The organism is Gelidibacter japonicus, from assembly GCF_010725055.1.
GTDB lineage: Bacteria > Bacteroidota > Bacteroidia > Flavobacteriales > Flavobacteriaceae > Gelidibacter > Gelidibacter japonicus.
Map to the genome: position 1 here is coordinate 25,328 of NZ_BJKB01000002.1, position 23,272 is coordinate 48,599.

Annotated in this window: 26 protein-coding genes and 1 tRNA gene; 10 read left to right on the forward strand and 17 right to left on the reverse strand. The window is 36.8% G+C overall.

Annotated elements, in window-relative coordinates; translation table 11 throughout:
- Positions 1 to 93 precede the first annotated feature (93 nt).
- Positions 94 to 564: a DUF4442 domain-containing protein gene (locus tag G6N06_RS02180; RefSeq protein WP_163514425.1), complete on the reverse strand. Its 471-nt coding sequence runs from the start codon at positions 562 to 564 to the stop codon at positions 94 to 96.
- Positions 565 to 707: 143 nt separating this feature from the next.
- Between G6N06_RS02180 and G6N06_RS02185 the strand changes: the two genes are divergently transcribed.
- The 5 genes from G6N06_RS02185 to G6N06_RS02205 all read left to right on the forward strand — a co-directional run bounded on the left by G6N06_RS02185 (position 708) and on the right by G6N06_RS02205 (position 5,296).
- Positions 708 to 1,154, forward strand: a complete 447-nt coding sequence (locus tag G6N06_RS02185) for a DUF4870 domain-containing protein (RefSeq protein ID WP_163514426.1) — start codon at positions 708 to 710, stop codon at positions 1,152 to 1,154.
- Between the two features lie 218 nt (positions 1,155 to 1,372).
- Positions 1,373 to 1,717, forward strand: a complete 345-nt coding sequence (locus tag G6N06_RS02190) for a PadR family transcriptional regulator (RefSeq protein ID WP_163514427.1) — start codon at positions 1,373 to 1,375, stop codon at positions 1,715 to 1,717.
- Positions 1,710 to 3,536, forward strand: coding sequence for a PspC domain-containing protein (locus tag G6N06_RS02195; protein ID WP_163514428.1), 1,827 nt, complete (start codon positions 1,710 to 1,712; stop codon positions 3,534 to 3,536). The genes G6N06_RS02190 and G6N06_RS02195 overlap by 8 nt, the downstream gene beginning before the upstream one ends.
- Positions 3,537 to 3,631: 95 nt before the next feature.
- Positions 3,632 to 4,345, forward strand: coding sequence for a head GIN domain-containing protein (locus G6N06_RS02200; protein ID WP_163514429.1), 714 nt, complete (start codon positions 3,632 to 3,634; stop codon positions 4,343 to 4,345).
- A 114-nt stretch (positions 4,346 to 4,459) separates the two neighbouring features.
- Positions 4,460 to 5,296 carry a GIN domain-containing protein gene (locus G6N06_RS02205; protein ID WP_163514430.1) on the forward strand — a complete coding sequence of 279 codons (837 nt, stop codon included), beginning with the start codon at positions 4,460 to 4,462 and terminating at the stop codon, positions 5,294 to 5,296.
- Between the two features lie 100 nt (positions 5,297 to 5,396).
- Here the strand turns inward: G6N06_RS02205 and G6N06_RS02210 are convergent, their stop codons facing one another.
- Both G6N06_RS02210 and trxB read right to left on the reverse strand, forming a co-directional pair.
- Entirely contained in the window at positions 5,397 to 6,620 is a 1,224-nt protein-coding gene (locus G6N06_RS02210; RefSeq protein WP_163514431.1) for an outer membrane beta-barrel protein, read from the reverse strand.
- 115 nt (positions 6,621 to 6,735) lie between these two features.
- Entirely contained in the window at positions 6,736 to 7,716 is a 981-nt protein-coding gene (trxB, locus tag G6N06_RS02215; protein ID WP_163514432.1) for a thioredoxin-disulfide reductase, read from the reverse strand.
- A 236-nt stretch (positions 7,717 to 7,952) separates the two neighbouring features.
- Here trxB and G6N06_RS02220 point away from each other — a divergent pair, with 236 nt between their 5' ends.
- Positions 7,953 to 8,345: an arsenate reductase family protein gene (locus G6N06_RS02220; RefSeq protein WP_163514433.1), complete on the forward strand. Its 393-nt coding sequence runs from the start codon at positions 7,953 to 7,955 to the stop codon at positions 8,343 to 8,345.
- Between the two features lie 67 nt (positions 8,346 to 8,412).
- Here G6N06_RS02220 and G6N06_RS19685 read toward each other — a convergent pair whose 3' ends face one another.
- The 4 genes from G6N06_RS19685 to G6N06_RS02235 form a co-directional block, all read right to left on the reverse strand.
- The gene (locus G6N06_RS19685) at positions 8,413 to 8,580 is read right to left on the reverse strand and encodes a hypothetical protein (RefSeq protein ID WP_205334710.1); all 168 of its coding nucleotides are present in this window, start codon (positions 8,578 to 8,580) and stop codon (positions 8,413 to 8,415) included.
- A gap of 43 nt (positions 8,581 to 8,623) precedes the next feature.
- Positions 8,624 to 8,785, reverse strand: a complete 162-nt coding sequence (locus G6N06_RS02225) for a DUF1328 family protein (RefSeq protein ID WP_163514434.1) — start codon at positions 8,783 to 8,785, stop codon at positions 8,624 to 8,626.
- Between the two features lie 117 nt (positions 8,786 to 8,902).
- Positions 8,903 to 9,556, reverse strand: a complete 654-nt coding sequence (locus G6N06_RS02230) for an SOS response-associated peptidase family protein (RefSeq protein ID WP_163514435.1) — start codon at positions 9,554 to 9,556, stop codon at positions 8,903 to 8,905.
- A gap of 176 nt (positions 9,557 to 9,732) precedes the next feature.
- Complete coding sequence (locus G6N06_RS02235) at positions 9,733 to 10,182, reverse strand: ferritin-like domain-containing protein (protein WP_163514436.1); 450 nt, start codon at positions 10,180 to 10,182, stop codon at positions 9,733 to 9,735.
- Between the two features lie 568 nt (positions 10,183 to 10,750).
- Here G6N06_RS02235 and G6N06_RS02240 point away from each other — a divergent pair.
- Positions 10,751 to 11,797 carry a helix-turn-helix transcriptional regulator gene (locus G6N06_RS02240; protein ID WP_163514437.1) on the forward strand — a complete coding sequence of 349 codons (1,047 nt, stop codon included), beginning with the start codon at positions 10,751 to 10,753 and terminating at the stop codon, positions 11,795 to 11,797.
- 5 nt (positions 11,798 to 11,802) lie between these two features.
- Here G6N06_RS02240 and G6N06_RS02245 read toward each other — a convergent pair whose 3' ends face one another.
- From G6N06_RS02245 to G6N06_RS02255, 3 genes are read right to left on the reverse strand one after another with little or no spacing between them, the layout of a single operon-like run.
- Positions 11,803 to 12,006 (reverse strand): hypothetical protein, encoded by a 204-nt coding sequence (locus G6N06_RS02245; RefSeq protein WP_163514438.1) that lies wholly within the window; start codon positions 12,004 to 12,006, stop codon positions 11,803 to 11,805.
- A gap of 3 nt (positions 12,007 to 12,009) precedes the next feature.
- Positions 12,010 to 12,360 carry a phage holin family protein gene (locus G6N06_RS02250; RefSeq protein WP_163514439.1) on the reverse strand — a complete coding sequence of 117 codons (351 nt, stop codon included), beginning with the start codon at positions 12,358 to 12,360 and terminating at the stop codon, positions 12,010 to 12,012.
- 9 nt (positions 12,361 to 12,369) lie between these two features.
- Entirely contained in the window at positions 12,370 to 12,756 is a 387-nt protein-coding gene (locus tag G6N06_RS02255; protein WP_163514440.1) for a YtxH domain-containing protein, read from the reverse strand.
- Between the two features lie 242 nt (positions 12,757 to 12,998).
- Here G6N06_RS02255 and G6N06_RS02260 point away from each other — a divergent pair, with 242 nt between their 5' ends.
- Entirely contained in the window at positions 12,999 to 14,363 is a 1,365-nt protein-coding gene (locus G6N06_RS02260; RefSeq protein WP_163514441.1) for an NAD-dependent succinate-semialdehyde dehydrogenase, read from the forward strand.
- A gap of 303 nt (positions 14,364 to 14,666) precedes the next feature.
- The gene (locus G6N06_RS02265) at positions 14,667 to 15,134 is read left to right on the forward strand and encodes a hypothetical protein (RefSeq protein ID WP_163514442.1); all 468 of its coding nucleotides are present in this window, start codon (positions 14,667 to 14,669) and stop codon (positions 15,132 to 15,134) included.
- 105 nt (positions 15,135 to 15,239) lie between these two features.
- Here G6N06_RS02265 and scpA read toward each other — a convergent pair whose 3' ends face one another.
- Genes scpA through G6N06_RS02295 form a run of 6 tightly spaced genes read right to left on the reverse strand, consistent with a single transcriptional unit; the run spans position 15,240 to position 21,314 of the window.
- A complete protein-coding gene (gene scpA, locus G6N06_RS02270) occupies positions 15,240 to 17,468 on the reverse strand; it encodes a methylmalonyl-CoA mutase (protein WP_163514443.1) in 2,229 nt (742 codons plus the stop codon).
- Positions 17,461 to 18,831, reverse strand: a complete 1,371-nt coding sequence (locus G6N06_RS02275) for a methylmalonyl-CoA mutase subunit beta (protein ID WP_163514444.1) — start codon at positions 18,829 to 18,831, stop codon at positions 17,461 to 17,463. The genes scpA and G6N06_RS02275 overlap by 8 nt, the downstream gene beginning before the upstream one ends.
- On the reverse strand, positions 18,824 to 19,147 hold the full coding sequence (locus G6N06_RS02280) for an FtsB family cell division protein (RefSeq protein ID WP_163514445.1): 324 nt from the start codon (positions 19,145 to 19,147) through the stop codon (positions 18,824 to 18,826). Before G6N06_RS02280 ends, G6N06_RS02275 begins: the two co-directional genes overlap by 8 nt.
- A gap of 1 nt (position 19,148) precedes the next feature.
- Positions 19,149 to 19,757 (reverse strand): uridine kinase, encoded by a 609-nt coding sequence (gene udk / locus G6N06_RS02285; RefSeq protein WP_163514446.1) that lies wholly within the window; start codon positions 19,755 to 19,757, stop codon positions 19,149 to 19,151.
- A gap of 49 nt (positions 19,758 to 19,806) precedes the next feature.
- Positions 19,807 to 20,214, reverse strand: a complete 408-nt coding sequence (locus tag G6N06_RS02290; protein WP_163514447.1) for a c-type cytochrome — start codon at positions 20,212 to 20,214, stop codon at positions 19,807 to 19,809.
- On the reverse strand, positions 20,211 to 21,314 hold the full coding sequence (locus G6N06_RS02295) for a PQQ-dependent sugar dehydrogenase (protein ID WP_163514448.1): 1,104 nt from the start codon (positions 21,312 to 21,314) through the stop codon (positions 20,211 to 20,213). Before G6N06_RS02295 ends, G6N06_RS02290 begins: the two co-directional genes overlap by 4 nt.
- Positions 21,315 to 21,435: 121 nt before the next feature.
- Between G6N06_RS02295 and G6N06_RS02300 the strand changes: the two genes are divergently transcribed.
- Positions 21,436 to 21,510, forward strand: a tRNA-Pro gene (locus G6N06_RS02300).
- Positions 21,511 to 21,735: 225 nt separating this feature from the next.
- Here the strand turns inward: G6N06_RS02300 and G6N06_RS02305 are convergent.
- Positions 21,736 to 23,214 (reverse strand): helix-turn-helix domain-containing protein, encoded by a 1,479-nt coding sequence (locus G6N06_RS02305; protein WP_163514449.1) that lies wholly within the window; start codon positions 23,212 to 23,214, stop codon positions 21,736 to 21,738.
- Between the last annotated feature and the right edge of the window lie 58 nt (positions 23,215 to 23,272).

Genomic DNA, 23,272 nt, shown 5'->3' on the forward strand with positions numbered 1-23,272 from the left:
TAAAATCTTAAAAAAACATTTATGAATTAATCACAAAAAATTTTTTTTCTATAATCTAACCCACTAACCTCTACCCACTTCCTGCTTCCTGCTTCACGCTTCCCGCTTCTTCCCCCTCAATTTCAACGTCCATTCAAAATTAAAATTTGAAACCTCAATTCCCTCTTCGTTGGTTCCAACGGAATTCATCCAAATAGTTTGACCCTCACCTGTTTCAATGGCTTTTTTTATGGCCTCATCTACTTTAAGTCCATCTCTGCATATAAAGTTAATCCGTCCCGTCGCTTTTTTTGAAAATGTCGCATTGTTACTGGCCACTAGCATCGATATTGGTTTGCCGCAATCTTTAATTTTCGACATTACCAGGGCTCCGGTAGTCAACTCCGCAGCCATACCCTGAACCGCCCAAAACATGGAATTAAATGGATTTTGGTTGATCCATCGATGCTTGACACGTACTTTACATTGCTCATCATCAATATAGGTCGCCCGCACACCACAAAGAAAAGCAGAAGGCAGTTTAAAACTTAGGAACGCATTGAGTTTTCTGGGAGATATGTTCATTTTTAAAATTTGATTTGGGCTAATTTATCGATTTTATTCCATATCGCAATTTGTTAAATTTATGTTAAATTATAGTACTGTGTTTTGCATAATACCTTCTTTAAGACATATATTTGCATAAGACACTATTATATACCAACAAAATGATAGACAATCATCAAAAAAATATCGCCACGTTCATCCATTTATCAACCTTTGCTAGATTTTTCATTCCTTTTGGGAATTTTTTAGGTCCGATCATTTTATGGATTACCAATAAAGAGAAATCTGAGTTCATTGATGCACATGGCAAGCAGGCTATTAATTTTCAAATCAGCATTTTATTATATGCTATGATTTTAGGAGCATTGACCATTCCGTTTTTCATTTTCGGACTTTTGGGTCACATGGATTTTTGGAATTTCAGCAATTTTGATAACTTCCATATTGGTTTTCACAAAGCTTCCCCTCTCCTGTTTATTGCTGGTGGATTTGGGTTCTTGGCCGTTATCGGGTTTATCTTAGAGCTGATTTTTATTGTCATTGCAAGTTTAAAAGCCAGAGATGGCGAACTTTATAGATATCCTTTAACCATTAATTTTTTAAAATAAGAATTCATCATCCACCAAAAATATGTAATCATCAATCAACCCGCCCTTGCTAAAAAGGTACGTTCGGGCAAGTCAATCAATCAAAAAACGAACAGTTTCATTTTAATTAAATCAAATCAGGGCATAACATAAAAACTGCCAGAACATCATCAATCGAACACAAAATGTCTCCATGCTTCCAATCAAAAGCATAGACTTTTAAAACACAGAAAAGAAATATGAAAATTGAAAATACCAAAGCACAAATGCGTAAAGGTGTTCTCGAATACTGCATTCTCTCCGTCCTAAAAGATGAAGACGCCTATGTTGCAGAAATTCTGGCAACACTTAAGGACGCCAAGATGCTAGTTGTGGAAGGAACGATATACCCTCTATTGACACGGCTTAAAAACGCAGGCCTTTTAGATTATAGATGGGAAGAATCAACCTCTGGTCCACCTCGTAAATATTATAATCTAACCGAAAAAGGAAAATTATTTCTAACCGAATTAACGACTACTTGGAACGAATTAAAAAATGCAGTCAACTTAGTAACCACCACAAAACAATCAAGAAATGAATAAGACAGTCAACATAAATTTAGCGGGTATATTTTTTCACATTGATGAAGATGCATATCTAAAGTTACAACGCTATCTTGAGGCCATCAAACGTTCATTTACGGACTCTCAAGGTCGATCTGAAATCATCGCTGATATTGAAGCCCGCATTGCCGAACTCTTTAATGAGCGCATGAAAAATGACAAACAGGTCATCCGAATAAAAGAAGTGGATGAAGTGATTTCCATTATGGGGCAACCTGAAGATTATTTGGTGGACGATGAGATATTTGAAGATGAACCATCCAATACGTTTCAAGAAAAAAGTAAAAGCACCTTTTCCAAAAAGTTATTTAGAGACAAGGACAACTCCTATATTGGTGGTGTCGCCTCAGGTATTGGTCATTACTTAGGTATTGACGCCATTTGGGTCCGCTTAATATGGATCTTATTGGCCTTTGGATCTGGAGGCACCTTTATTTTTATCTATGTCCTATTCTGGATTTTGGTTCCCGAAGCCATTACCACCGCCGAAAAACTGACCATGACCGGTGAACCAGTGAACATCAGCAACATTGAAAAAAAAATCAAGGACGGATTTGAAAATGTATCACAAAACGTATCTGATGCCGTAAAAAATATGGATTTGCCAAAACAAGGCAATAAGATAAAAGCCAGTTCAAAAACGTTTTTTGATACACTTGGCGAGATCATACTATTTTTTCTGAAAATCATCGGTAAATTTATCGGTATTATTCTGATCCTTATCGGCGCCTCTACGCTAATTGCGCTTATAGTTGGTCTATTTTCGGTTGGCGTTGCGGAGGCTATTCGCATCCCTGGAGTTGATTTTTTGGAAGCCACAAATGCCGCCAATATTCCTTTATGGGCAATGTCCCTACTATTACTTTTTGCAATCGGCATTCCATTTTTTTTTATTTTTTACTTGGGATTGAAAATTTTGATCAACAATCTAAAATCTATCGGACAGGTTGCCAAATTTTCACTACTTGGGTTATGGCTTATGTCCATTATTGGACTCGTTATCATTGGGCTCAAACAAGCCAACGAATACGCCGATGACGCCATTGTTCAACAATCTGAAAACTTAAATATTACTGCAAACGACACCCTATATTTAAAAATGACCCACAATAATTTGTATAGTAAACAATTTGGAAAACACAGCAATCGGTGGAAACCGGTTTATGACCAAAACGACCAAAAACTACTTTATTTAACAGATGTCGAGCTTGCTTTAAAATCGACCAGAGATTCGGTCGTTTCCATAAGGATTGAAAAAAGTTCTAGAGGCAATTCCTATCAAAATGCAAAACAAAGAGCCGAAAAAATCATTTATAATTATAAAATGACAGGTAATACATTGGAACTTGATAGCTATCTAACCACAGCTTTTGAAAACAAATTCAGAGACCAGGAAGTTGATATAACATTATTCATACCCGAAGGGACGGTTTTATTTGCTGATCAGAACACTTATTCCTTTCATAGAAATCACTACAGTCGATCGTCATATAGGAACAAGCATCCTGATGGTTCAAGAAACATTAACGACAACACTATTATGATGGATGGAATGGAAGGTCAATACCTTAAGATATTGAAAAATGAGATCAAGTGTTTGGACTGCCCAGAAGATTTTGAATTCAATGAAGATCTTAATGATGATTCGTCCGAGTTTAAAATTGATGAAAACGGTATCAACATCAAAAACAACAATAATTCTGTTGAAATCAACCAAGACGGTATCAAGTCGAAAAACGAGCGGGTAAAAGTGAATATTGACAGCAATGGTATAAAAATTACGACGGATGACAATTAACAATTGGTCATAATAAATCAACAGTTCAATCCATTTGATTGTGGGTGGGCTCAGATTTAAAGGATATTTGAAATCAACAATTAAAACAAACCATCATGAGCACATTAATCAAAGTCATTGTCACAGCCATTTTGAGCCTATTTTTAAGTTCCTGTAATTTTGGATTAGGCGTCATGGGAAATGGCAATGTTATTACAAAAGATCGCACTATCTCTGGTCATTTTGATCAGATTGAGGTGAGCCGAGGAATGGACGTTTACCTTGCCCAAGGCCAAACGGAAAGTGTCAAGGTCCAGGCCGACGAAAATTTGCACGATATCATCATCACCAAAGTTGACGGTAACACGCTTAAAATTTATGCCGATAAAAACATCGGTAGTTCTTCAGCAAAAAAAGTAATCGTGAACTTTAAAAATATTTCCAAAATTTCTTCATCAAGCGGTAGCGATGTTTATAGTACAAGCGTTATTACAGCCGAAAACCTAGAGCTCAGTAGCTCTAGCGGAAGTGATATGGAATTGGATGTAAATGTAAACAACCTGCATTGTGAAGCATCTAGCGGCAGTGACCTTAAAGTCGCCGGCACAGCTAACCTTTTGGTTGCCAAAGCTTCAAGCGGCAGCGATATCAAGGCAAAAAACCTGGAAACCACCATCACAGAGGCAACAGCTTCCTCTGGTGCAGACATACAAGTGAACGTTTCAAAAGAATTGACCGCTAAAGCACAAAGCGGAGGCGACATCACCTATATAGGAAATCCAGAAAAAATCAATAAATCTGCTGGTGTTTTTGAAAGTAAAGACCAGTAACAACAAGAAAAACCAACCAATCTCTTGACTTGTTTTTAGAACCATTTCAAACCTTATTAAATGTTTGGGATGGTTTTTGTTTATATTTGTTAGTATAAACACTAACTCAGTAAAATGAATAAAATCATTTTTGCATTTTTATTGTCGCTATCGTTCACCACTTTTATCTCAGCCCAAGAAGATGAAAAAGTTAAAGGTGATAGAAATGTGACCATAAAGCAAACTTATATTGATCCGTTTAATTCGATAGTTGTAGGTGAAGATTTTACAGTTGAAATCATCTACAACAGTAAGGCTTCTGTAGAAGTAGAAGCAGACAGCAATCTGCACGAATACATTCTTTTTGAGGTGGTTGATGGCACCTTAACGTTTAAAACTTCCAAAAGGATCACCTCCAGCAGGAGGATGAATATAAAAGTAAATTACACTGATGGATTGGAAAATATTGAAGTTATCGAAAATGGCGAGATCCGCTCCTTGACCTCTTTGGAACTAAAGAATACGACCTTAAAAACTACAGGATCGTCACGTGCCTACCTCAATATTAAGACCAATGAATTCAACTACACGGCATCAGATAAGGCCAAAGTAAAACTGAATGTCAATGCAACAAACGCTGTAATCGTTCTTAGCGACAACATAAGAATGGAAGCCTTGCTCAATTCTAAATCTGCCAAAATAGACCTCTACCAACGGGCTAATGCGAAGTTAGAAGGAACATTAGAATCCACTCTATTACGCGTGGACAATTCAGCGGTGTTCAATGGAAAGGAATTTCTGACCAATACTTGCAATCTAATTGCCGACATGAGCAGTTCTGCGACCATTCGGGTCAATGACAGCATTACGATTGAAGCTACGGGCAACAGTGAAGTTTATTTGTACAATGAGCCAAAAATTACACTTACAAAATTTACGGGAAATTCAAAACTACAAATGAGAGATCGCTAATGAATAGGTTTGGTATTGAACATCTTGGCTATTCAACCTTGAATACTTCTAAAATGTAGACAGCATTGAACCTTAAAATCCTGAATTTTAGAGCGAAGACTCATAAGAAAGAATAACCAAATATCAATGAAACGCTTCTATAATCGGAGTCATAAGTATTATGATATCCCAAGTTATTTTTACTCGTCAAGTACCTTAATTCCACACTGTAATTGTCGTTTATTTTATAACCTGCACCCAAGGCAATATTGTTGCTGGATTTCATCTCTAAATCACCTATGACCGACCCATCACCCCTCTTAAATTCAATGGTTGAATCCAATGCCGCTTCTACTACATAAGCAAAGTTTAGGAATAACTTAGAATTGGAATTAAGAAAAAAATAATGCCTAACACCAATGGGAATTTCTATAGAATTATAATCTACTTCGGCAATTAATATTTGGACTGATATATTGGTAACTTCACGAGTTTTATCAGCTTTAAAACTTTGATAGGTCGGTTCCACAAAAATCGACCATTTATTTTTGTTAAAAGGTAATACAAACTCCAACTCGACTCCTAAGCCAAATCCTAGCTTATGGCCAAAATCCGTGTTTCTGGATCCTGATGGCTGGTTTTCAATTGTTAATGAAGAACTATTTAGGCGAGGCCGAAGCGAAACATTGAAAAAAGCTGATTTTTGTCGCTCATAGTAATTCGTAAACGCCATACCATGACAGTGGTGATACTGGATAAAATAGGCAATCAATCGGTCTTTTTTATAAGTCAATCTCTCAATATCCATTCCGTTCATGGAATCACATTTAAGATGATTCAATAGTTGTTGCCTAAATTGATTATTGGCACCTATTTCAGTGGCCGAAAACCTGTAGGTCTTATGAACTAATGGTTGGATATCAATAGTGTCAAGATTAAAAAAATATCTTTTCAGGTGACCGTCTATGTACTCATAGAGATTGGCCTCACCCTCAATCAATACGTTTAGAAAAATTTCCTCCTGCTGGAATATTGGATGTTTGTTAGCACTTAAATTTTGAATATTGTCGCTGGAACGATCCATATCCACCTTCGCCCTGACAAATTTTGAAAAGTTATAAACTCCAAATTCTTTGACCTCAGGAATCCCCATTTTTTGAGTTTCACTATGTTCAGAAAGACGATATTCAAATTCAATAGGAGTATTTTTCCAATCTACATTTCTTATTTTGCAAGCCACTTTTTCGTTTGAATTCGTAATATAATAGCCATTTTCAAAAGAAATTTGAGAATAAGTTCCAATAGTTATCAACCATATCAATAGGCTTAGAAGTTGTTTTTTCATCTGTAGAGTTAAAGCTAAGAGAACATCAAATAAATGATCAACACTGTCGCAATTCATAAAAAAACTCCCTGAAAATACATCAGAGAGTTTTGTAATATAATTTGTTGAAGAATTCTTAGTAATTAGTAGCCGTATTGACCTCAAAAGACGAATCGATTGATGCCAAATAGCGTTCAGCATCCAGTGCTGCCATACAACCAGTACCTGCTGCGGTCACGGCTTGTCTGTAAACATTATCTGCAGCGTCTCCAGACACAAACACTCCTTCAACATTGGTTTTGGAAGTCCCCGGAACGTTGATAATATAGCCCGTTGGATCCAAATCCAGATAATCCTTAAAAATATCCGTATTGGGTTTGTGCCCAATGGCCACGAAAAATCCTGTTGCCGGGATGTCATGAACCTCACCAGTGATATTGTTCTTCACTTTGACACCAGTCACAACTTGTCCATCTCCTAAAACCTCGACAGTATTAGTATTGTAAAGGATTTCAATGTTTTTAGTGTTCTTTACTCTAGCCTGCATAATTTGAGAAGCTCTAAACTCGTCGCGTCTTACCAGCATGGTAACCTTTTTACAAAGTTTCGATAGGTAATGCGCTTCTTCACACGCTGAATCTCCGGCACCTACAATAACAACTTCTTGATTTCTATAGAAAAATCCGTCACAAACCGCACAAGCGGAAACACCTCCACCTAGATTGAGATACTTTTGTTCTGAAGGTAATCCCAAATACATCGCTGTGGCTCCCGTTGAAATAATCACCGTATTACAATGAATTTCCTTGGTATCATTAACCCAGACTTTATGAACCTCTCCTGAAAAATCAACCTTTGTTATCCAACCATCTCTAACTTCAGTCCCAAAACGTTCTGCTTGTTTTTGGAGTTGTATCATCATTTCTGGTCCTGTGATTCCATCTGGATATCCCGGGAAATTTTCAACATCATTGGTTGTTGTTAGCTGTCCTCCTGGCTGTTCTCCTTGATAAAGTACCGGAAACATATTTGCTCTTGCCGCATAAATTGCTGCTGTATATCCTGCTGGACCTGAACCTATAATTAGGCATTTTACTTTTTCAATTGACTCTGACATAATCATAATAAATTTAGAACTTACAAAAATAGATATTTTGTAGCGAAACAGCCATTAATTTCACTAAAAGTTATTATTGAACAATTGGCACTGAGAATACTAGGTCTCATCATTTTTTTATATCTTTAGGTTTCAGTAGAAGTCATTTTCTTATTATACAACGTATTGATTTGCAATTGATTATACTGAAAACACACATTAACAAAGGATTACAATAATTTTAAATATAAAATTTGATGGGCGTGATTTCAACAGATAAAAATGAAATAAAACTATATTTCCATTCTGAAAATTCAATTGGCAAACAAATACAGGCTTATGTTATGGCCTCTGAACGAAAAGTTCTTGCAATTGACATTTCGAAAACCAAAGTTACAGGTACACAATGGTCAGAATTGGCCAAAGGTTTAGGACTGCCAATTTCGAGTCTTATCAATCAGGAACATCCAGATTTTATAAAAAACTATGGAGATCATCCAGATTTTGACGATGAAGATTGGCTAAAAGTACTTGACAAAAAACCTGAAGTGCTCACGACTCCAATTGCCATAATTGGCAAACGCTATGTTCAGCTCAAATCGCCGTCGGACTTTATCAAGTATATAGAACCAGACAGTAAGAATATATAAAAAAAAAATAGACCATCACCTGAGCAATGGTCTATTTTTACTATAATATTTAAAAAATTTACATTTCTTAATTTAAAGCATCTTCAACATCATCTGCAGCATCTTCTACAGCGTCTCCAACGTCATCCGCAGCTTTTTCAATACCGCTTTTATTGGTATCTCTACAACTTGTAAAAGTTGTCATAACGGTTCCTAGCGAAAATAGAACCACAAAAGTCATCATTAATTTTTTCATAATTTTAAATTGGTTTTAAGTTATTAAAAGTTAAAAGTGTGTTCTATTTTTTCAATCCACCTCTCAGTAGAGATAGTATGAATAGAACTATAAAAATAAAAAAGAAAATTTTAGCTATTCCAGCAGAAGCTCCTGCAATTCCGCCAAATCCTAAAATTCCGGCGATAATAGCAATTACTATAAAAATAATAGTCCAACGTAACATAGTTTCAAGTTTTTAAGTTAATGTACAGTAAAGATAATCCATAACACTACAGGCACTTGACGCTATTAAATGAGAGTTTAACTCATAAAGCAGAGGCAGACAATCAACTATTGTTTCTTAAGATTTTATTTTGGAACTTTCAGATTCATGGATTTCATACTCAAAATTCAATGAGTTATGATCATCACATAATTTTTTTATCTGTTCTAAGGAAGTTGAGAAATCGAGCCATTGTTTCAATTCCCTGTCATTTAGAACAAGTGGCTTTAAATTGGAAATATTTGGAATGTCTTTAAAAGACTCACTGATTTTGGTCACCACTATGGAGCAGGTTATAAACCCGTCGCTTAACTCATTAAAAACACCTGCGATGGCAAACGGCTCATAATTTGGAAGGTGTACATGGCAGCGCTCAACGGTGCCATTTGTTAACCAAGTGGTAAAAAAACCCGTGGCAATAATAATGCATCTCCTATTTTGCAACAAATTGGAGTATAATCCATTACTATTTTCAAGGGTTTCCAATTTCACATTCAACGTATTGACAACATCTTGAAAAACACTCCAATTGTCTTCAAAATTTTCCGGCAGAAGTCCCCAAATAGCGTAAACCGCTTTATGCGGATCAGATTGGGTGATCACAGAAATTGTTGATTCCTTCAAACCATCAATCAATGCTTTCGGCTTATATAAATTAGGGAATTCAAAACTGACGTGAAACCTTTCTTCAATTGATTTCCTGTCTGCAATATTGGAGATTTTATAAAACATGGTTTCAATTTTCAAGATGTAAGTAACTCATAATAATTTGTGATTTTTGACTTGAAAGCATCAAATTATGACGCAAATAATCCCGTTGATCCGATTTAAAAATCACATTAATCCTCTTATAAAAAAAGACACCTAAAGTATAAGTGTCTTCCTCTTCTATTTTCACAAGTCATAAATCAACTCAAATCTTCCAATCTCTTAATATTGTCAAGCCCACGCTCAATTTCACTTTTTTGCTGTTCCAAAAGCTGTTTGGTTGAACTTGGAAGTGCAGTTTCACTTAAGACTTCTTTATACTCCTTAACTGAAGCCTTTTCGCCGCGAATGGCTTCTTCAAGCATGGCTTCATCATCATCTGTAGAAAACCATGATTTGACCTCCATCCAAGTCCGGTGTGCTGCCCCAGTCACACTGCCTCCTTTTTCGGGCTCTTGCCCAAAACCTTGTAATTCCGATTTTAATTGGTGACCATAATTGTACCGTTCTTTAGCTTTATTTGAAAAATAAGATTTGAGTCCCGCGTGTTTTGCATTCTCTGATGCTTTTTTGAAACCCTTTTCGGCATCGTAGTTTTTTTCCAACAAATCGTTCAATCGATTTCCTAATTTATCTGTGTAATTACCCATAATTTCTGTTTTTTTTTAATTTATTTAAAGTTATGGCAATCACCCATTTTTCATTAATTCATTTAGAAGGATGATTGACGCAATTAAGCTTTTTTAATTTTTTAACTTTTGGCCTGAGTGTGAGTAAAAAAGTGAAGTTTTTGAAAAGGAAGATTGAAGAATTAATTCCGGGAAGTTGCCGAGATCACCAGTATTTTTAATTGCTTTTAATGGCAATGGCTATAACTTCAGTTAATCTCAAAAGAAAACCTCAGCATTTTGAAGTGTTGCTGAGGTCGTCCTTCCTAACTAACCAACCAGTGTATAGAGCTGTAATACTCTATTTGTATAACCCAAAATTAATGAGATATAGCTTTATGAACTGACGCAATCCAAAAAATAGTTAACTGTATTCCAATTGAGGTTTTGATACCTAAAAATTATTCTAAATTTGTATAGGTAATTTTATAAGTATGATTGTGCTTGATTAACATTATTTATATTTACTCAACAACAATATCCTAAATTAGTTTTGCAATTTCTGAGTTATTAAAATAAAGTTCAACCTGTTTAAATTTTTTAAGAATTTATGATAGAAGTAATACTCAGTGAAAAGAGTACCGAAGGTGCCGTAAAACAAATGCAAAATTATATTGGCGGTGAGATTACTGAGCGTTGGGGAGAATATACCTTAACTTTTGATAATGATATCGCAAAAGGTTGTGTCAGATGTATAACATTTGATTGGGGTGTCAGTCTGATGGAGATAGACGCTCTGTTTTATGATGATATTTTATTTATCAACGACAATGGAAACTCCAATCCCATTCATTTTTCGTATTGTTCCCAAGGCTTTTATAAGAATCGGTTTGAAAATGAAACCGAATTCAATATCGTAGAACAATTCCACTCGTCAATTATCGTATCAAAAACAGATCTAAAAATTTACACCCTTTTACCGAAAGAGATTCATATCGTTGTCAATGACATACGCATCGTAAGGTCTGAGTTCTTAAAGAAACGCAACAACCAACTTTCTGAACTTAACGAAAATCTGTACCGCGTTTTTGTGGATGATAAAGATGAAACCGCTTTTGCTTATTACGGTCCTATTCACTTAAAAATGGAGGATTATGTAAAAACACTTCGCGATTTAAAAACGGAAGGGATGGCACGTGTATTACAGATTGAAGGTGAAGTATACCATTTGTTATCCATGCACATTTTAAGACACGACAGATATCAAAGCAATGAAGCAATTCCCAATTCACTTTTAAAGGATGAATTAAAAACTATTAGGCAACAAGCCAAAAAGATAATGGAAGATCCTTCAGAAAATTACAATTTAGATGATATATCTCGGAATTCTGGTCTTTCTCAAGCTAAATTACAAGAAGGATTTAAGTTTTTGTACGCAAGAACTGTGTCTGAATATATTAGACATGTACGCTTGGAGGCGGCAAGAGATTTAATGAACTCTACGGATTTGAATATTTCCCAAATAGTTTACACTATAGGATTTACGAGTAGAAGTTATTTCTCAAAGATATTCAAGGAAAAATATGACATGACCCCACATGAATTCAAAAAACAGGTAGTCATTGTAAATACTGAAGATGATGACGGAAATAATTAATTGAGTTATCTCCTAATCAATTTTCGCAACAAGACCAAAACGCCGTATTTTCCGGCGTATTTTAAACCGGTACCTACCCAATTAAGTGGTTTCATGTCTTCTTTAAAGTCATTTTTAAGGCCTTTTATTTCTTCCCATGCAATCTGTCTTTCAAGATTCAGCTTAGTTAATTCGTAGTCAATTTCATCAAAAGATTTGAAGGTTTTCATAGATTAAGCTTTATAGAATTTGATTTGAATTTTTCTAATGATCTTCCCATCGATTAGATATCTCACCTTGTATATAACAAATGCGGTTATCAAAAAGAGGGCTCCCACAATGAGATAACCTAATGATACATGTCCCAAGGCATCACCTATGGCAATGGCTGCGGCAAAGGCCAAAAAGATTAAACCTATAAATAATACAGCGCCAATAATTAGCGCTTTTCCTGCCATACTAATGGTATAGGTTAATTGCTGAAAGACTTTCAACTTGAAATATTCGAAAGATTTGTCAACATATCTTTCACCAATATCTGAAGCTTTATTGGATGTATTATTTATAGATTCAAAAATATTCATATGACGGAATTATGATTTTTGTAGTTTCTTGTTTTTTGCTTTTAAAGTAGCCAATTTACTTTCCAATGCAGTAATGACATCTTCAGTTTTATGGCTTGCATCGGATACAATATACTCAACTTTTTCATCCAAGGTCATTTTTTTTGCTTGAACTGATTCAATAAAACTGTCTTTCAAATGAGATGCTCTATCAGCCAAATGTGATGCTTTTTCAGAAATGGTATCCTTTGCGGCAATAGCCCCTTCTGCAATTCTATCTTTTGCCGCTATGGCCTCATCTGAAATTCTTTTTCTTGTATTTACTCCCTTATCTGGTGCAAATAAAATTCCTAGTGTTGCTCCAATTGCGGCCCCGGCCAAAATACCGATAAGCGTATTATTACTATTATTTCCCATAATTTTGCTTTTATTTTAAAATGTTAGTACTTATTTTTTGAGTATCACCAAAATTATAGCAGTTACCAACTAACTATTATCGCAAATCATTAAATTTTTGACTATTCCACGATAAGTTTTGCTGTCTTTGAATTTTTGGTCTAATTTTAGGTATCCACTCCAACTATAGTATAGCAAAAGTAAGTCTGATAACCTAAATGTTAAGGTCATTTATAATGATTTTAACACTAAAAACTCCTGTTATGAACAATTCTATAAAAACTATTAACCCATTTAACAACAAAACCATTAAAGAATATGAAGTTCATACTTCTGAACAGTTATCCCATTTTTTGGAAAACTCAAAAAAAGCCTTTGATAAATGGCGAGAGACCTCAATTAAAGAGCGTTGCAGACTCTTAGATAGCCTTGCTCAAATTTTAGAAGATGACAAAGACCAATTAGCCGAACTCATTACCTTGGAAATGGGCAAACCTCTTGCACAGAGCATATCAGAGATAGAAAAATGCATTACATTATGCGATTTCTATGCCACCAACGCCGAAGACTTTTTGGCCGATGAACTCATTGATACTGATGCCAATGAAAGTTTTATAAGTTATGATCCCTTAGGCACCATACTAGCGGTCATGCCTTGGAACTATCCTTTTTGGCAAGTCTTACGCTTTGCCGTTCCAACATTGACCGCAGGCAATACGGCTATTTTAAAACACGCCTCCAATGTTACAGGTTGTGCATTGGCCATAGAAAAGCTTTTTGAAAGAGCGGGCTATCCTCAAGGGTGTTTCACTTCTATTATAGCCAACCATGATGCGATTGAAAAACTCATCGCAAATGATATTATTAAAGCTGTATCCTTAACGGGGAGCGAAAAGGCTGGTAAGTCTATTGCAGCAACTGCAGGTAAACATTTAAAGAAAACTGTTTTGGAATTAGGGGGCAATAACGCCTGCATTGTTTTGGATGATGCCGATTTGGACAAACATATGGATACCATTGTCAATGCCAGGATGCAAAACGCAGGACAAAGTTGTATTGCAGCCAAACGATTTATTGTAACTGAAACGATCTATGATGAATTTCTAAAACGTTTTAAAGATAAGGTAGCCTTACTGAAATTTGGTGACCCTATGGACAAACAAGTAACCATTGGCACCTTGGCAAGAGTCGATCTGGGAGATATTTTGAAAAAACAAATTGATGGTTCTATCGCCTTAGGTGCAAATGTAATTTCGGGGAACAAACAAGATAAAGCGTATTTTGAACCGACAATCCTAACTGATATCACCAAGGATATGCCAGTGTTCAAGGAAGAGACTTTTGGTCCAGTTGCGCCCATCATGAAGGTCAAAAACACCGAGGAAGCATTTAGGATGGCCGCAGAAACAAGGTTTGGATTAGGCACCATGGTATTCACTCAATCCATTGAAATTGCTCAACATTATATTAATACCATCGAAGATGGTGCTTATTTTGTGAATGAACTGGTAAAATCGGACGCCCGACTACCTTTTGGTGGCACAAAAGCTTCAGGTTATGGAAGGGAACTTTCAAGAGAAGGCATCCATGAATTTGTCAATAGAAAAACAGTGTTTATAAATCACTAATATCTTATGGTTTTCTTAAATGCGAAGTGACCCCTATATAATTGTATTTTTCAAAAAGATTCGTTGACCCTATTTCCAATTTCAACGTACCTTCCATTCAGTTTTTTTATTGGGAAAAAATATTCTCGTGGCTCCGCTCATTGGAATGGACTTATTATTTGGAGGAAGATCAACTTTCAACTTTAAAATCACAGGGCTGTATCGTGTACGGATGTTTCAATTAATCTCAACATATTTAAGAAAAGTCACATAATTTTCGTAAATTAGATAGACATTCTTATTAATACCTAAAATCTGTGCGTTATGAAGTTTATATTCTTTTTTATATCACTGATAGTTCTAAGCGCCTGCAACGAAGCCAAAAAACCAGATAATAGCGTTACACCTGAGGTGCCAGAAGATCAAGCACTTAAACTTAATGGCACCTGGGAAATGGTTGGCTATTATAATTATGTCGACAACAAAGTCACGGATTCATTTCAACCCAATCTTGGGCAAAGGCAGGTAAAAATGTACACTGACCAAAAAGTCATGTGGAGCAAGAACGTTCCTTCTGATTCTACCGAATGGTTTGGCTATGGAAGTTATAAAGCCAACGAAAATGAACTTATTGAGATTCTGGAATACGGCTCAGAAATGATGCGAAGGATAATTGAAGAGAAACAGGAATTCAAATATGAACTCGTGTTAGAGAAAAATAAGTTCAGTCAAATTGAAGTTGATGATGACGGCAATCGTCTCTATTCTGAAAACTACAAACGGATTGAATAATCCATGAATACCATTGACTCCTGATCTTTCGATAAACGAATTCTGAGATCGCCTCTAGTTATTTTTCAATTTTAAAAGACCAAACACATTTCACTATAAAAAAACTCAATCTAGCAAAATTTCCAAAATCTGAATCGCAGTGTCGCTGATTCTTGTGCCTGGGCCAAAGATGGCAATGGCACCAGCATCAAATAAGTATTGGTAATCTTGCTTTGGAATCACTCCACCTACAATAACCATAATATCATCACGACCGTAGTTTTTCAACTCTTCAATCACCTGTGGCACCAAGGTTTTATGTCCCGCTGCCAAGGAAGATATGCCTAAAACATGGACATCATTTTCCACAGCCTGTTTGGCCGCTTCCTTTGGGGTTTGAAATAACGGGCCGATATCTACATCAAAACCGACATCGGCATAACCAGTAGCCACAACCTTAGCACCTCTATCATGTCCGTCTTGACCCATTTTTGCAATCATGATGCGTGGTCTGCGCCCATCTTGTTCCGCAAATTTATCCGCAAGTTCTCTTGCCTTCCTGAATGAACTGTCGTCTTTAATTTCTTTACTATACACGCCTGAAAAGGATTTAATTTGAGCTTTATATCGACCGAACACGACTTCAAGTGCATCACTGATTTCGCCTAAAGTAGCACGCCATCTTGCTGCTTCAATGGCTAAGGCCAGTAAATTAGTATTCCCGAGAATGCTGGAATCTCGTGAACCAGATTCAGAGTCCTCATTCCAATTTTTATTCGAATCTGAAAAATCCTTTGCCGCTGCCGTCAGATTAGCTAAGGCCTCTGCAACCTTTGCTGAATCACGTTCCGCCTTCAATGTATTTAAACGCTCTATCTGTGAGCGTCTGACCGTTTGATTATCGACTTCAAGCGTTGTAATGGGATCTTCTTTCTCCAATCTGTACTTATTGACCCCTACAATAATATCCTGTCCCGAATCAATCCGTGCCTGCTTTCGAGCAGCAGCTTCTTCAATTCTCAACTTCGGAATACCTGCTTCAATAGCCTTGGTCATGCCACCAAGCTCCTCAACCTCTTCGATTAAGGTCCAAGCCTTTTGAGCAATATCATGAGTCAGCTTCTCAACATAATAACTTCCCGCCCACGGATCGACTGTTTTTGTGATGTTGGTCTCTTTCTGCAAAAACAACTGTGTATTTCGTGCTATTCGGGCTGAAAAGTCCGTGGGCAATGCAATGGCTTCATCCAAGGCATTGGTATGCAAACTCTGTGTACCTCCATAAGCAGCAGCTGCTGCTTCAATTGTAGTTCGTGCAACGTTATTAAAGGGATCCTGCTCGGTTAAACTCCACCCTGAAGTTTGGCTATGGGTGCGCAATGAAAGTGATTTTTCGTTCTTAGGGTTGAACTGCTTCACGATTTTTGCCCATAACATCCGGGCTGCCCGCATTTTGGCAATTTCCATAAAGTGGTTCATGCCAACGGCCCAAAAAAAGGATAAACGCGGGGCAAAACTATCAATGTCCATACCCGCCTCAAGTCCAGTTCTGATATATTGTAAACCATCGGCAAGCGTATAGGCCAGTTCAATATCGGCCGTAGCTCCTGCTTCTTGCATATGGTATCCCGAAATACTGATGCTATTGAATTTCGGCATGTTTTTGCTCGTATATTCGAAAATATCCGACACTATTTTCATAGATGGTGTAGGTGGATAGATATACGTATTCCGCACCATAAACTCCTTTAAAATATCATTTTGAATGGTGCCTTCCAACTGCTCAGGTTTTACACCTTGTTCTTCAGCAGCCACGATATAAAAGGCCATAATAGGTAAAACAGCACCATTCATGGTCATTGAAACCGACATCTTGTCCAAAGGAATTTGATCAAAGAGAATTTTCATATCCTCCACCGAATCAATGGCAACTCCTGCTTTTCCAACATCGCCCACCACTCGGACATGATCAGAATCATAGCCTCTATGCGTCGCCAAGTCAAAAGCTACCGATAAGCCTTTTTGTCCCGCAGCTAAGTTGCGTCTGTAAAATGCATTACTTTCTTCTGCCGTTGAAAAACCTGCATACTGACGAATGGTCCAAGGTCTACGCACATACATAGTAGAGTATGGTCCGCGAAGATTTGGCGCTATTCCAGCAATAAAATTGAGATGGTCTATAGTGGATAAATCCGCTTTGGAGTATGTAGGTTTGATAGTGATACCTTCGGAGGTGAGGAAGGTTACTGGTTTCTCGTTTAAAGTTTCGGGTTGGGAATTGCCTAGAGATGTTCCTCCGTCATCGGTCTTCTGTCTTCTGTCTAACGTGATATTTTGTAAATTCTTTCTACTCATCTTCCAATCGCTTTTGTTCCACGGCTTCCGCCAATCGCTTCTCAATAATAGGCTCAATCAAGGTCTTTACTGGATTTTTCTTAACGAAAGGATACAATTCCAGTTCGTGCTTCATTTTATCCGCAGGGTTAGGGTGTTTGTTCGTTCCCAATAAAATCAGTTCACCTTTATCAAAGCGGTCTAGTTCTTTTGCAGCACTTTCTTTAATCTTCTTTTGAATGAGGCCTTTTTTAAGTTGATTTAAAAATCCGCCATTTGCTTCAATATCCTTAAATAATTCCAAGGCTTTTTCTGCCAGTTGTTGGGTCAGGCTTTCTATATAATAAGCTCCATCTGCAGGGTTATTGACCTTATCAAAATAACTTTCATGTCTTAAAACCAACAATTGATTTCTTGCCATACGCTCCCCAAATTCATTGTCTTTATGATAAATAGCATCGTATGGTAAATTGCAGATCAAATTGGCACCACCAAGAATGGCGCTCATGCATTCCGTCGTTGTGCGCAACATATTGGTATTATAATCGTACAGCGTCTTGTTGCGTTTGGTAGGATTCGCAAAAATGAAACACTCGGTGTTAAATCCGTATGCTTCTGCCAAAATCGGCCATAATGTTCGTAAAGCACGAAGCTTGGCAATTTCAAAGAAATAGTTGGTACCTACGGCAAGGCTGAAAGTAACTTTAAAAGATTGCTTTTCTTTTGCCGAAAGGATAGAATCAAAATAATTTAAGTACTCATTGGCATGCGAAAGCGCATACGCCAATTGCTGAACCATATTGGCACCGGCATTTTGATACAGATCCATTTGGACTGTAAAGCTGTTTGTGTCTTTTACAATTGTCTCCAATTCGTCATGGTCTGCTTTCAGATTTTTGAACCAATTGCCTGTCCTGGCAAGATTGCCAATAATATCCGTTACGATGTGGATGTTAGCCATGTTTGGCGTGAATGCAAATTGATCAATAAATTTTGCCGACAGAAATTGACATTCAAAAAAAACAGGGATATTGGTTAAATTGATATTGACCAACAGATCCTTCACCACAAGATCGTCAGAAGGCAAAATAAATTTGATGCTTTCTGCCCCGCGGGCAATGGCATTGATCGCCTTAAGGTTTGATTTTTCAACATTGGCCACAAAAATGGTTTGACAAATCTGCCATTCCGCTGCTTTGGTGTCAGAAATATTTGGAAGTTCCTGAAATTCATCCGCATGATAAAAAGGTTTCACATGGATGCCCTCATCGGTCTTCCAAATCAGTGTTTCATTGTAATCGGCGCCTTTTAGGTCATATTGAATGAGTTGCTTCCACTGTTTGGAAGAAACTTCGGGAAAATCTTCAAATAGCGTTTTAATCATGGTCATTTTGATTTTCAATACTATCCTCGTATTCGATAATATAAATTTCCTCGTTCTCCTTTTTCATATAGTATTTTTCTCGCGCCAGGCGCTCCAAACCTTCTTCTGTACTCAAGGCTTTGATAGCCTTTTTATCTTTCAAGATCTCTTTCTTATAATAATCGCGCTCATTTTCCAAAGCCTTCATTTCTGAATTCAATTCATGGTGGATCAAAAGCGAATTGGCGTCAAAAAAAAGCATCCATATAGCGAATCCCACAAATATGATTACATATAGGTTCTTAAAACGATTGATATGTTTTCGATTGATTTTCAAGCTATACTAAACTTTGATTAATAATAGTTTTCACGATATCAACCGCCACAGTATTGTATTTATTGTTGGGAATGATGATATCTGCATATTCTTTCATAGGTTCGATAAACTGTTGATGCATTGGTTTTAAGGTATTTTTGTAGCGTGTCAAAACCTCTTCCAAATCGCGTCCACGTTCAGAAATATCACGTTTTAGCCTTCGGATCAAGCGTTCATCACTATCTGCATGAACAAAAATCTTGATATCAAACATTTTCCGCAATTCAGGATTAGTCAAAATCAAAATACCTTCAACAATCATTACTTTTCGGGGATGTGTCAAAATAGTATCCCCTGTTCTGTTATGTTTTAAGAATGAATATACTGGTTGGTAAATATCTTTGCCTGCTCGCAAATCCCTCAAGTGGCTTTCCAGCAAGTCAAAATCAATAGAACGAGGGTGATCGAAATTAATTTTTTCACGTTCATCAAAACTCAGGTGCGAAGTATCCATATAATAGGAATCCTGCGAGATCACGCCTACCTCACCTTCCGGCAATTCATTTAAAATTTGATTGACAACGGTAGTTTTACCACAGCCTGTACCCCCAGCTATTCCAATAATGAGCATGCTCTGTTTTTTAGATTTCAAGGCAAATTTAACCAAATATTAAGAACTCCTATGGCTCAATTTTGGAAACTTCAGCAACGGTTACTATTTTACCATCTTCATTCCCCCAGGAATTTAAAATATAATTCATCACATCTGCAACTTCATCATCATAAAGGCCTAAAGCGGCCATGGCACTGTTGTATTTTACGCCATTTACCGTAATTTCTTCAGACAGTCCATACTTTACTGCCTTAATACTCTCTTGGCGTTTCTTCATCAAATAATCTGAATTGGCCAATGGCGGATACACCTCAGCCACTCCCTTACCATCAGGCATGTGGCAACTCATACAGAATTCATCGTAAACAGCAGCGCCCCTTGCTATACTCTCCTTAAGTTCAGGCGTTTGTGCCGGGGCTGTCTTGCAGGAAAAAAGCAGGCTTGAAACAACAAACAATAGATTCAATTTTATCATTCTTTCTTAGGCAACAATTTCACAATTCCCATATTTTCAATACCAACATAAATATAGCCATCTGGAGCTTGATGGATGGTTCTGACACGTCCCAAGCCATCTAAAAATCGCTCTTCCTTCACTACTTTTCCGTCTTTTAAAACGACTTTATTCATGTATTGAAATTTCAACGAGCCCACCATTAAATCACCTTTCCAACCCGGATATTTATCGCTGGATATAAAGGCCATACCACTCGGTGCAATGGAAGGATCCCAATAATGAAGTGGTTGCTCCATACCTTCTTTTTCGGTGAGTTCCGTGAGAGTTGTACCGTCATAGTTGATGCCGTAACTAATGACCGGCCAACCATAATTCGCACCTTTTTTTATGATATTAATTTCATCACCTCCTTTTGGACCATGTTCATGCGTCCATACTTTACCAGTTTCTGGGTGTAACGCCATACCTTGGGGATTACGATGTCCGTAGGAATAAACCGCTCTTTTAGCATTGGGTTCACTTAAAAACGGATTGTCTGCCGGGATGGTCCCATCATCATTCAAACGATAGACTTTACCACCATCTTTAGTGAGATCCTGTGGATTTATATCTCTGTCTCCTCGATCACCAATAGTAAAATAAAGATAGCCTTCATTGTCAAAAACAATACGTGAGCCAAAATGTGGCGTTTTAGTGGTATTTGGAGTGGCTTTATAAAGTAACTCTTTATTGACAAGTGAATTGTTTTCCAATTTAGCGCGCATCAATGCCGTATTGGCACCATTGTCTCCTGGAGAGGAAAATGTGAAGTAAATCCATCCGTTTTCATTATAATTAGGATGCAGTGCAATATCCAACAATCCGCCCTGGCCTCTATTAAAAACCTCGGGAACTCCTTGAACGTCCATTTTACTACCCTCCTTGAAGTGAATCATCTTACCCTCCTTTTCATTAATTAACATAGATCCGTCCGGCAAAAACACAAAGCCCCAAGGGATGGTTAAATCTGGCACTACGACTTCATAGTCATGGTCATAATTTACCGGATTCTTATCCTGGGAACAGGATGTCATACTTACAAATGCAAATAATAAAACAAAATAATTCTTAGTTTTCATACAAATAGTCTTTAATCCCTAAATTTAGAAATAATTATTGTTACTATTTAAAGAAAAACTATATATTTGCACCTCGATTTTGAGTATTTAACGAGAATTCGAGGATTAGAGATAACCAATTCGGGGTGTAGCGTAGCCCGGTTATCGCGCCGCGTTTGGGACGCGGAGGTCGCAGGTTCGAATCCTGCCACCCCGACAAACCTATTTATAGGTCAAACTAAAACACTGTTAATCGTATGATTATCAGTGTTTTTAGTTTTTAATGATATCACTTGATATCATATAATATCAACTAAAAGGTGTACAATTCGGTGAACACTTTCTTACCAAAATTGTCGTAAATTTAAAGGACTTTAAATGGATCATGACTAATTGTTGCGGATCGTGAAAACCTTCCCATAACCATACTCCCAATACTTTTTCAAGACTGAAACTTAGCGTTCAATTCATCCACAATGCTTTCTACCTTTTTGTTTTTAGCTGCTTGTTCCAAATAAATGGCCGGCTTTTGCCTCACTTCACAATCTTTAATGGGACAGCGCTCGCAAGTCACACCAACGTCTTGGGTGATAATTTTTGGATCGGATAAGAAATTTATCTTTCGTTGCAATTGCCTATTAATAAGCAGCCCAACGCTAATACTTCGGTAATGGTTCTCTTTGAACGGATCTTTGGTTGCAGACGATAACACCAAATATTTCATACCGTCCTCTGGGTAGTTGGAAATCTGGAAATCAAATTCATGTTCCTTCTTACTTCTACTGATATCCTTCAACATTTTTATAGAAACCCAACGTCGGCAATAATGCTCACCAGCCTCATTGGCATGAGGGGAATGTTCATGGGACAAATGCAACTCTTTTTTAAGATAAAATTTTTCGCTGCCCGATTTATGCGTAAATCTCAAAAAGAACAAATTCTGAAGATTAAATTCCTTGGGCAATATGTTAGTCAAACGCTGATAAAAGGATTCTGCGGAGGCATTAAAGTTTTCTATCGCCTTTAAAAATAAGTCCCTGTCCAAAGTGTCTTTTTCAAAAATTTCGTTCAACAGCACTTTAATCTTAGCACTTGGAATAATTAGAGCGCCAGCAAAATAGGAAGCATAAAAATTATTCAAAACCTGATCAAAGGTTTTAAATTTAATCCAAGGAAACGTATATAAACGCTCTTTTATCTCAAGAAAATTATAAGCTAATTCTTTGGCATATATAAATGTCCGTTGTGCTTCATCTATCTCATTGGCCAACAATAGCGTTTTGGTTTTTGGAACAAATACAGATCGCAAATTATCTAAAGCCTGAAACTTGTTCAATTCGTCATCAACGATGGTATACCCAAACTCTTCCACTAAAATCTCTCCTAAATCACGAGAAGTAATTGGCAGATCCAAATTTATCTGATAAGCCTTGGCGAAATTTAAAACACCTTGTTCCAAATCTTCAAAATAGTTATTGTTCGCTTCTTGAAAAGAGCGGACGGAAGCCAAGAAAAAACTCTCTCTACTGAAATTATAGTTTTGCGCTATTTTGATAATCGTACTAATAAATGCGTTGACCTTAGAAGGTGCATTCGCAACAATATCTATCAAGTCGCTTTCCTTTATCCCAAAGAGATCCAAAGGGATTTCCTTAAGGATTTTAGAACTCAACAAATCACCAATCGGGGCCAAGTTTTTGTCTAATTTCAAGGAAACCATCTGGTCATAAGGGACATCCAGTTTTTCAGCAAGCGTCATGATCTTATCTGGTTTTGGATATTTTTTTCCGTTTTCAATTTCATTTAAATAGGACTTTGACAAGCCCGAGAGTTTAGACAAACCAAATAGCGATAAATTCCTTTCAGTTCTTATCTGCTTTAGCTTTAACCCGAATATAATTTTGATATAATCTTCTTCCATAGAACAAATATAATGATTTTTGCGAATACGCTTATTTCAGCGAAATAAATTATTTAGC

What these genes read in the sequence shown, in the direction of transcription:
- G6N06_RS02260 (WP_163514441.1), top strand. Translation starts at nt 12,999, where the DNA reads ATGAACAATTCTATAAAAACTATTAACCCATTTAACAACAAAACCATT.
- G6N06_RS02210 (WP_163514431.1), bottom strand. Translation starts at nt 6,620, where the DNA reads ATGAAAAAACAACTTCTAAGCCTATTGATATGGTTGATAACTATTGGA.
- scpA (WP_163514443.1), bottom strand. Translation starts at nt 17,468, where the DNA reads ATGAGTAGAAAGAATTTACAAAATATCACGTTAGACAGAAGACAGAAG.
- G6N06_RS02235 (WP_163514436.1), bottom strand. Translation starts at nt 10,182, where the DNA reads ATGGGTAATTACACAGATAAATTAGGAAATCGATTGAACGATTTGTTG.
- G6N06_RS02220 (WP_163514433.1), top strand. Translation starts at nt 7,953, where the DNA reads ATGGGCGTGATTTCAACAGATAAAAATGAAATAAAACTATATTTCCAT.
- G6N06_RS02255 (WP_163514440.1), bottom strand. Translation starts at nt 12,756, where the DNA reads ATGGGAAATAATAGTAATAATACGCTTATCGGTATTTTGGCCGGGGCC.
- G6N06_RS02195 (WP_163514428.1), top strand. Translation starts at nt 1,710, where the DNA reads ATGAATAAGACAGTCAACATAAATTTAGCGGGTATATTTTTTCACATT.
- G6N06_RS02275 (WP_163514444.1), bottom strand. Translation starts at nt 18,831, where the DNA reads ATGATTAAAACGCTATTTGAAGATTTTCCCGAAGTTTCTTCCAAACAG.
- udk (WP_163514446.1), bottom strand. Translation starts at nt 19,757, where the DNA reads ATGCTCATTATTGGAATAGCTGGGGGTACAGGCTGTGGTAAAACTACC.
- G6N06_RS02230 (WP_163514435.1), bottom strand. Translation starts at nt 9,556, where the DNA reads ATGTTTTATAAAATCTCCAATATTGCAGACAGGAAATCAATTGAAGAA.
- G6N06_RS02185 (WP_163514426.1), top strand. Translation starts at nt 708, where the DNA reads ATGATAGACAATCATCAAAAAAATATCGCCACGTTCATCCATTTATCA.
- G6N06_RS02290 (WP_163514447.1), bottom strand. Translation starts at nt 20,214, where the DNA reads ATGATAAAATTGAATCTATTGTTTGTTGTTTCAAGCCTGCTTTTTTCC.
- G6N06_RS02295 (WP_163514448.1), bottom strand. Translation starts at nt 21,314, where the DNA reads ATGAAAACTAAGAATTATTTTGTTTTATTATTTGCATTTGTAAGTATG.
- G6N06_RS02190 (WP_163514427.1), top strand. Translation starts at nt 1,373, where the DNA reads ATGAAAATTGAAAATACCAAAGCACAAATGCGTAAAGGTGTTCTCGAA.
- G6N06_RS02240 (WP_163514437.1), top strand. Translation starts at nt 10,751, where the DNA reads ATGATAGAAGTAATACTCAGTGAAAAGAGTACCGAAGGTGCCGTAAAA.
- G6N06_RS02205 (WP_163514430.1), top strand. Translation starts at nt 4,460, where the DNA reads ATGAATAAAATCATTTTTGCATTTTTATTGTCGCTATCGTTCACCACT.
- G6N06_RS02305 (WP_163514449.1), bottom strand. Translation starts at nt 23,214, where the DNA reads ATGGAAGAAGATTATATCAAAATTATATTCGGGTTAAAGCTAAAGCAG.
- G6N06_RS02180 (WP_163514425.1), bottom strand. Translation starts at nt 564, where the DNA reads ATGAACATATCTCCCAGAAAACTCAATGCGTTCCTAAGTTTTAAACTG.
- G6N06_RS02250 (WP_163514439.1), bottom strand. Translation starts at nt 12,360, where the DNA reads ATGAATATTTTTGAATCTATAAATAATACATCCAATAAAGCTTCAGAT.
- G6N06_RS02225 (WP_163514434.1), bottom strand. Translation starts at nt 8,785, where the DNA reads ATGTTACGTTGGACTATTATTTTTATAGTAATTGCTATTATCGCCGGA.
- G6N06_RS02200 (WP_163514429.1), top strand. Translation starts at nt 3,632, where the DNA reads ATGAGCACATTAATCAAAGTCATTGTCACAGCCATTTTGAGCCTATTT.
- G6N06_RS02265 (WP_163514442.1), top strand. Translation starts at nt 14,667, where the DNA reads ATGAAGTTTATATTCTTTTTTATATCACTGATAGTTCTAAGCGCCTGC.
- G6N06_RS02245 (WP_163514438.1), bottom strand. Translation starts at nt 12,006, where the DNA reads ATGAAAACCTTCAAATCTTTTGATGAAATTGACTACGAATTAACTAAG.
- trxB (WP_163514432.1), bottom strand. Translation starts at nt 7,716, where the DNA reads ATGTCAGAGTCAATTGAAAAAGTAAAATGCCTAATTATAGGTTCAGGT.
- G6N06_RS19685 (WP_205334710.1), bottom strand. Translation starts at nt 8,580, where the DNA reads ATGAAAAAATTAATGATGACTTTTGTGGTTCTATTTTCGCTAGGAACC.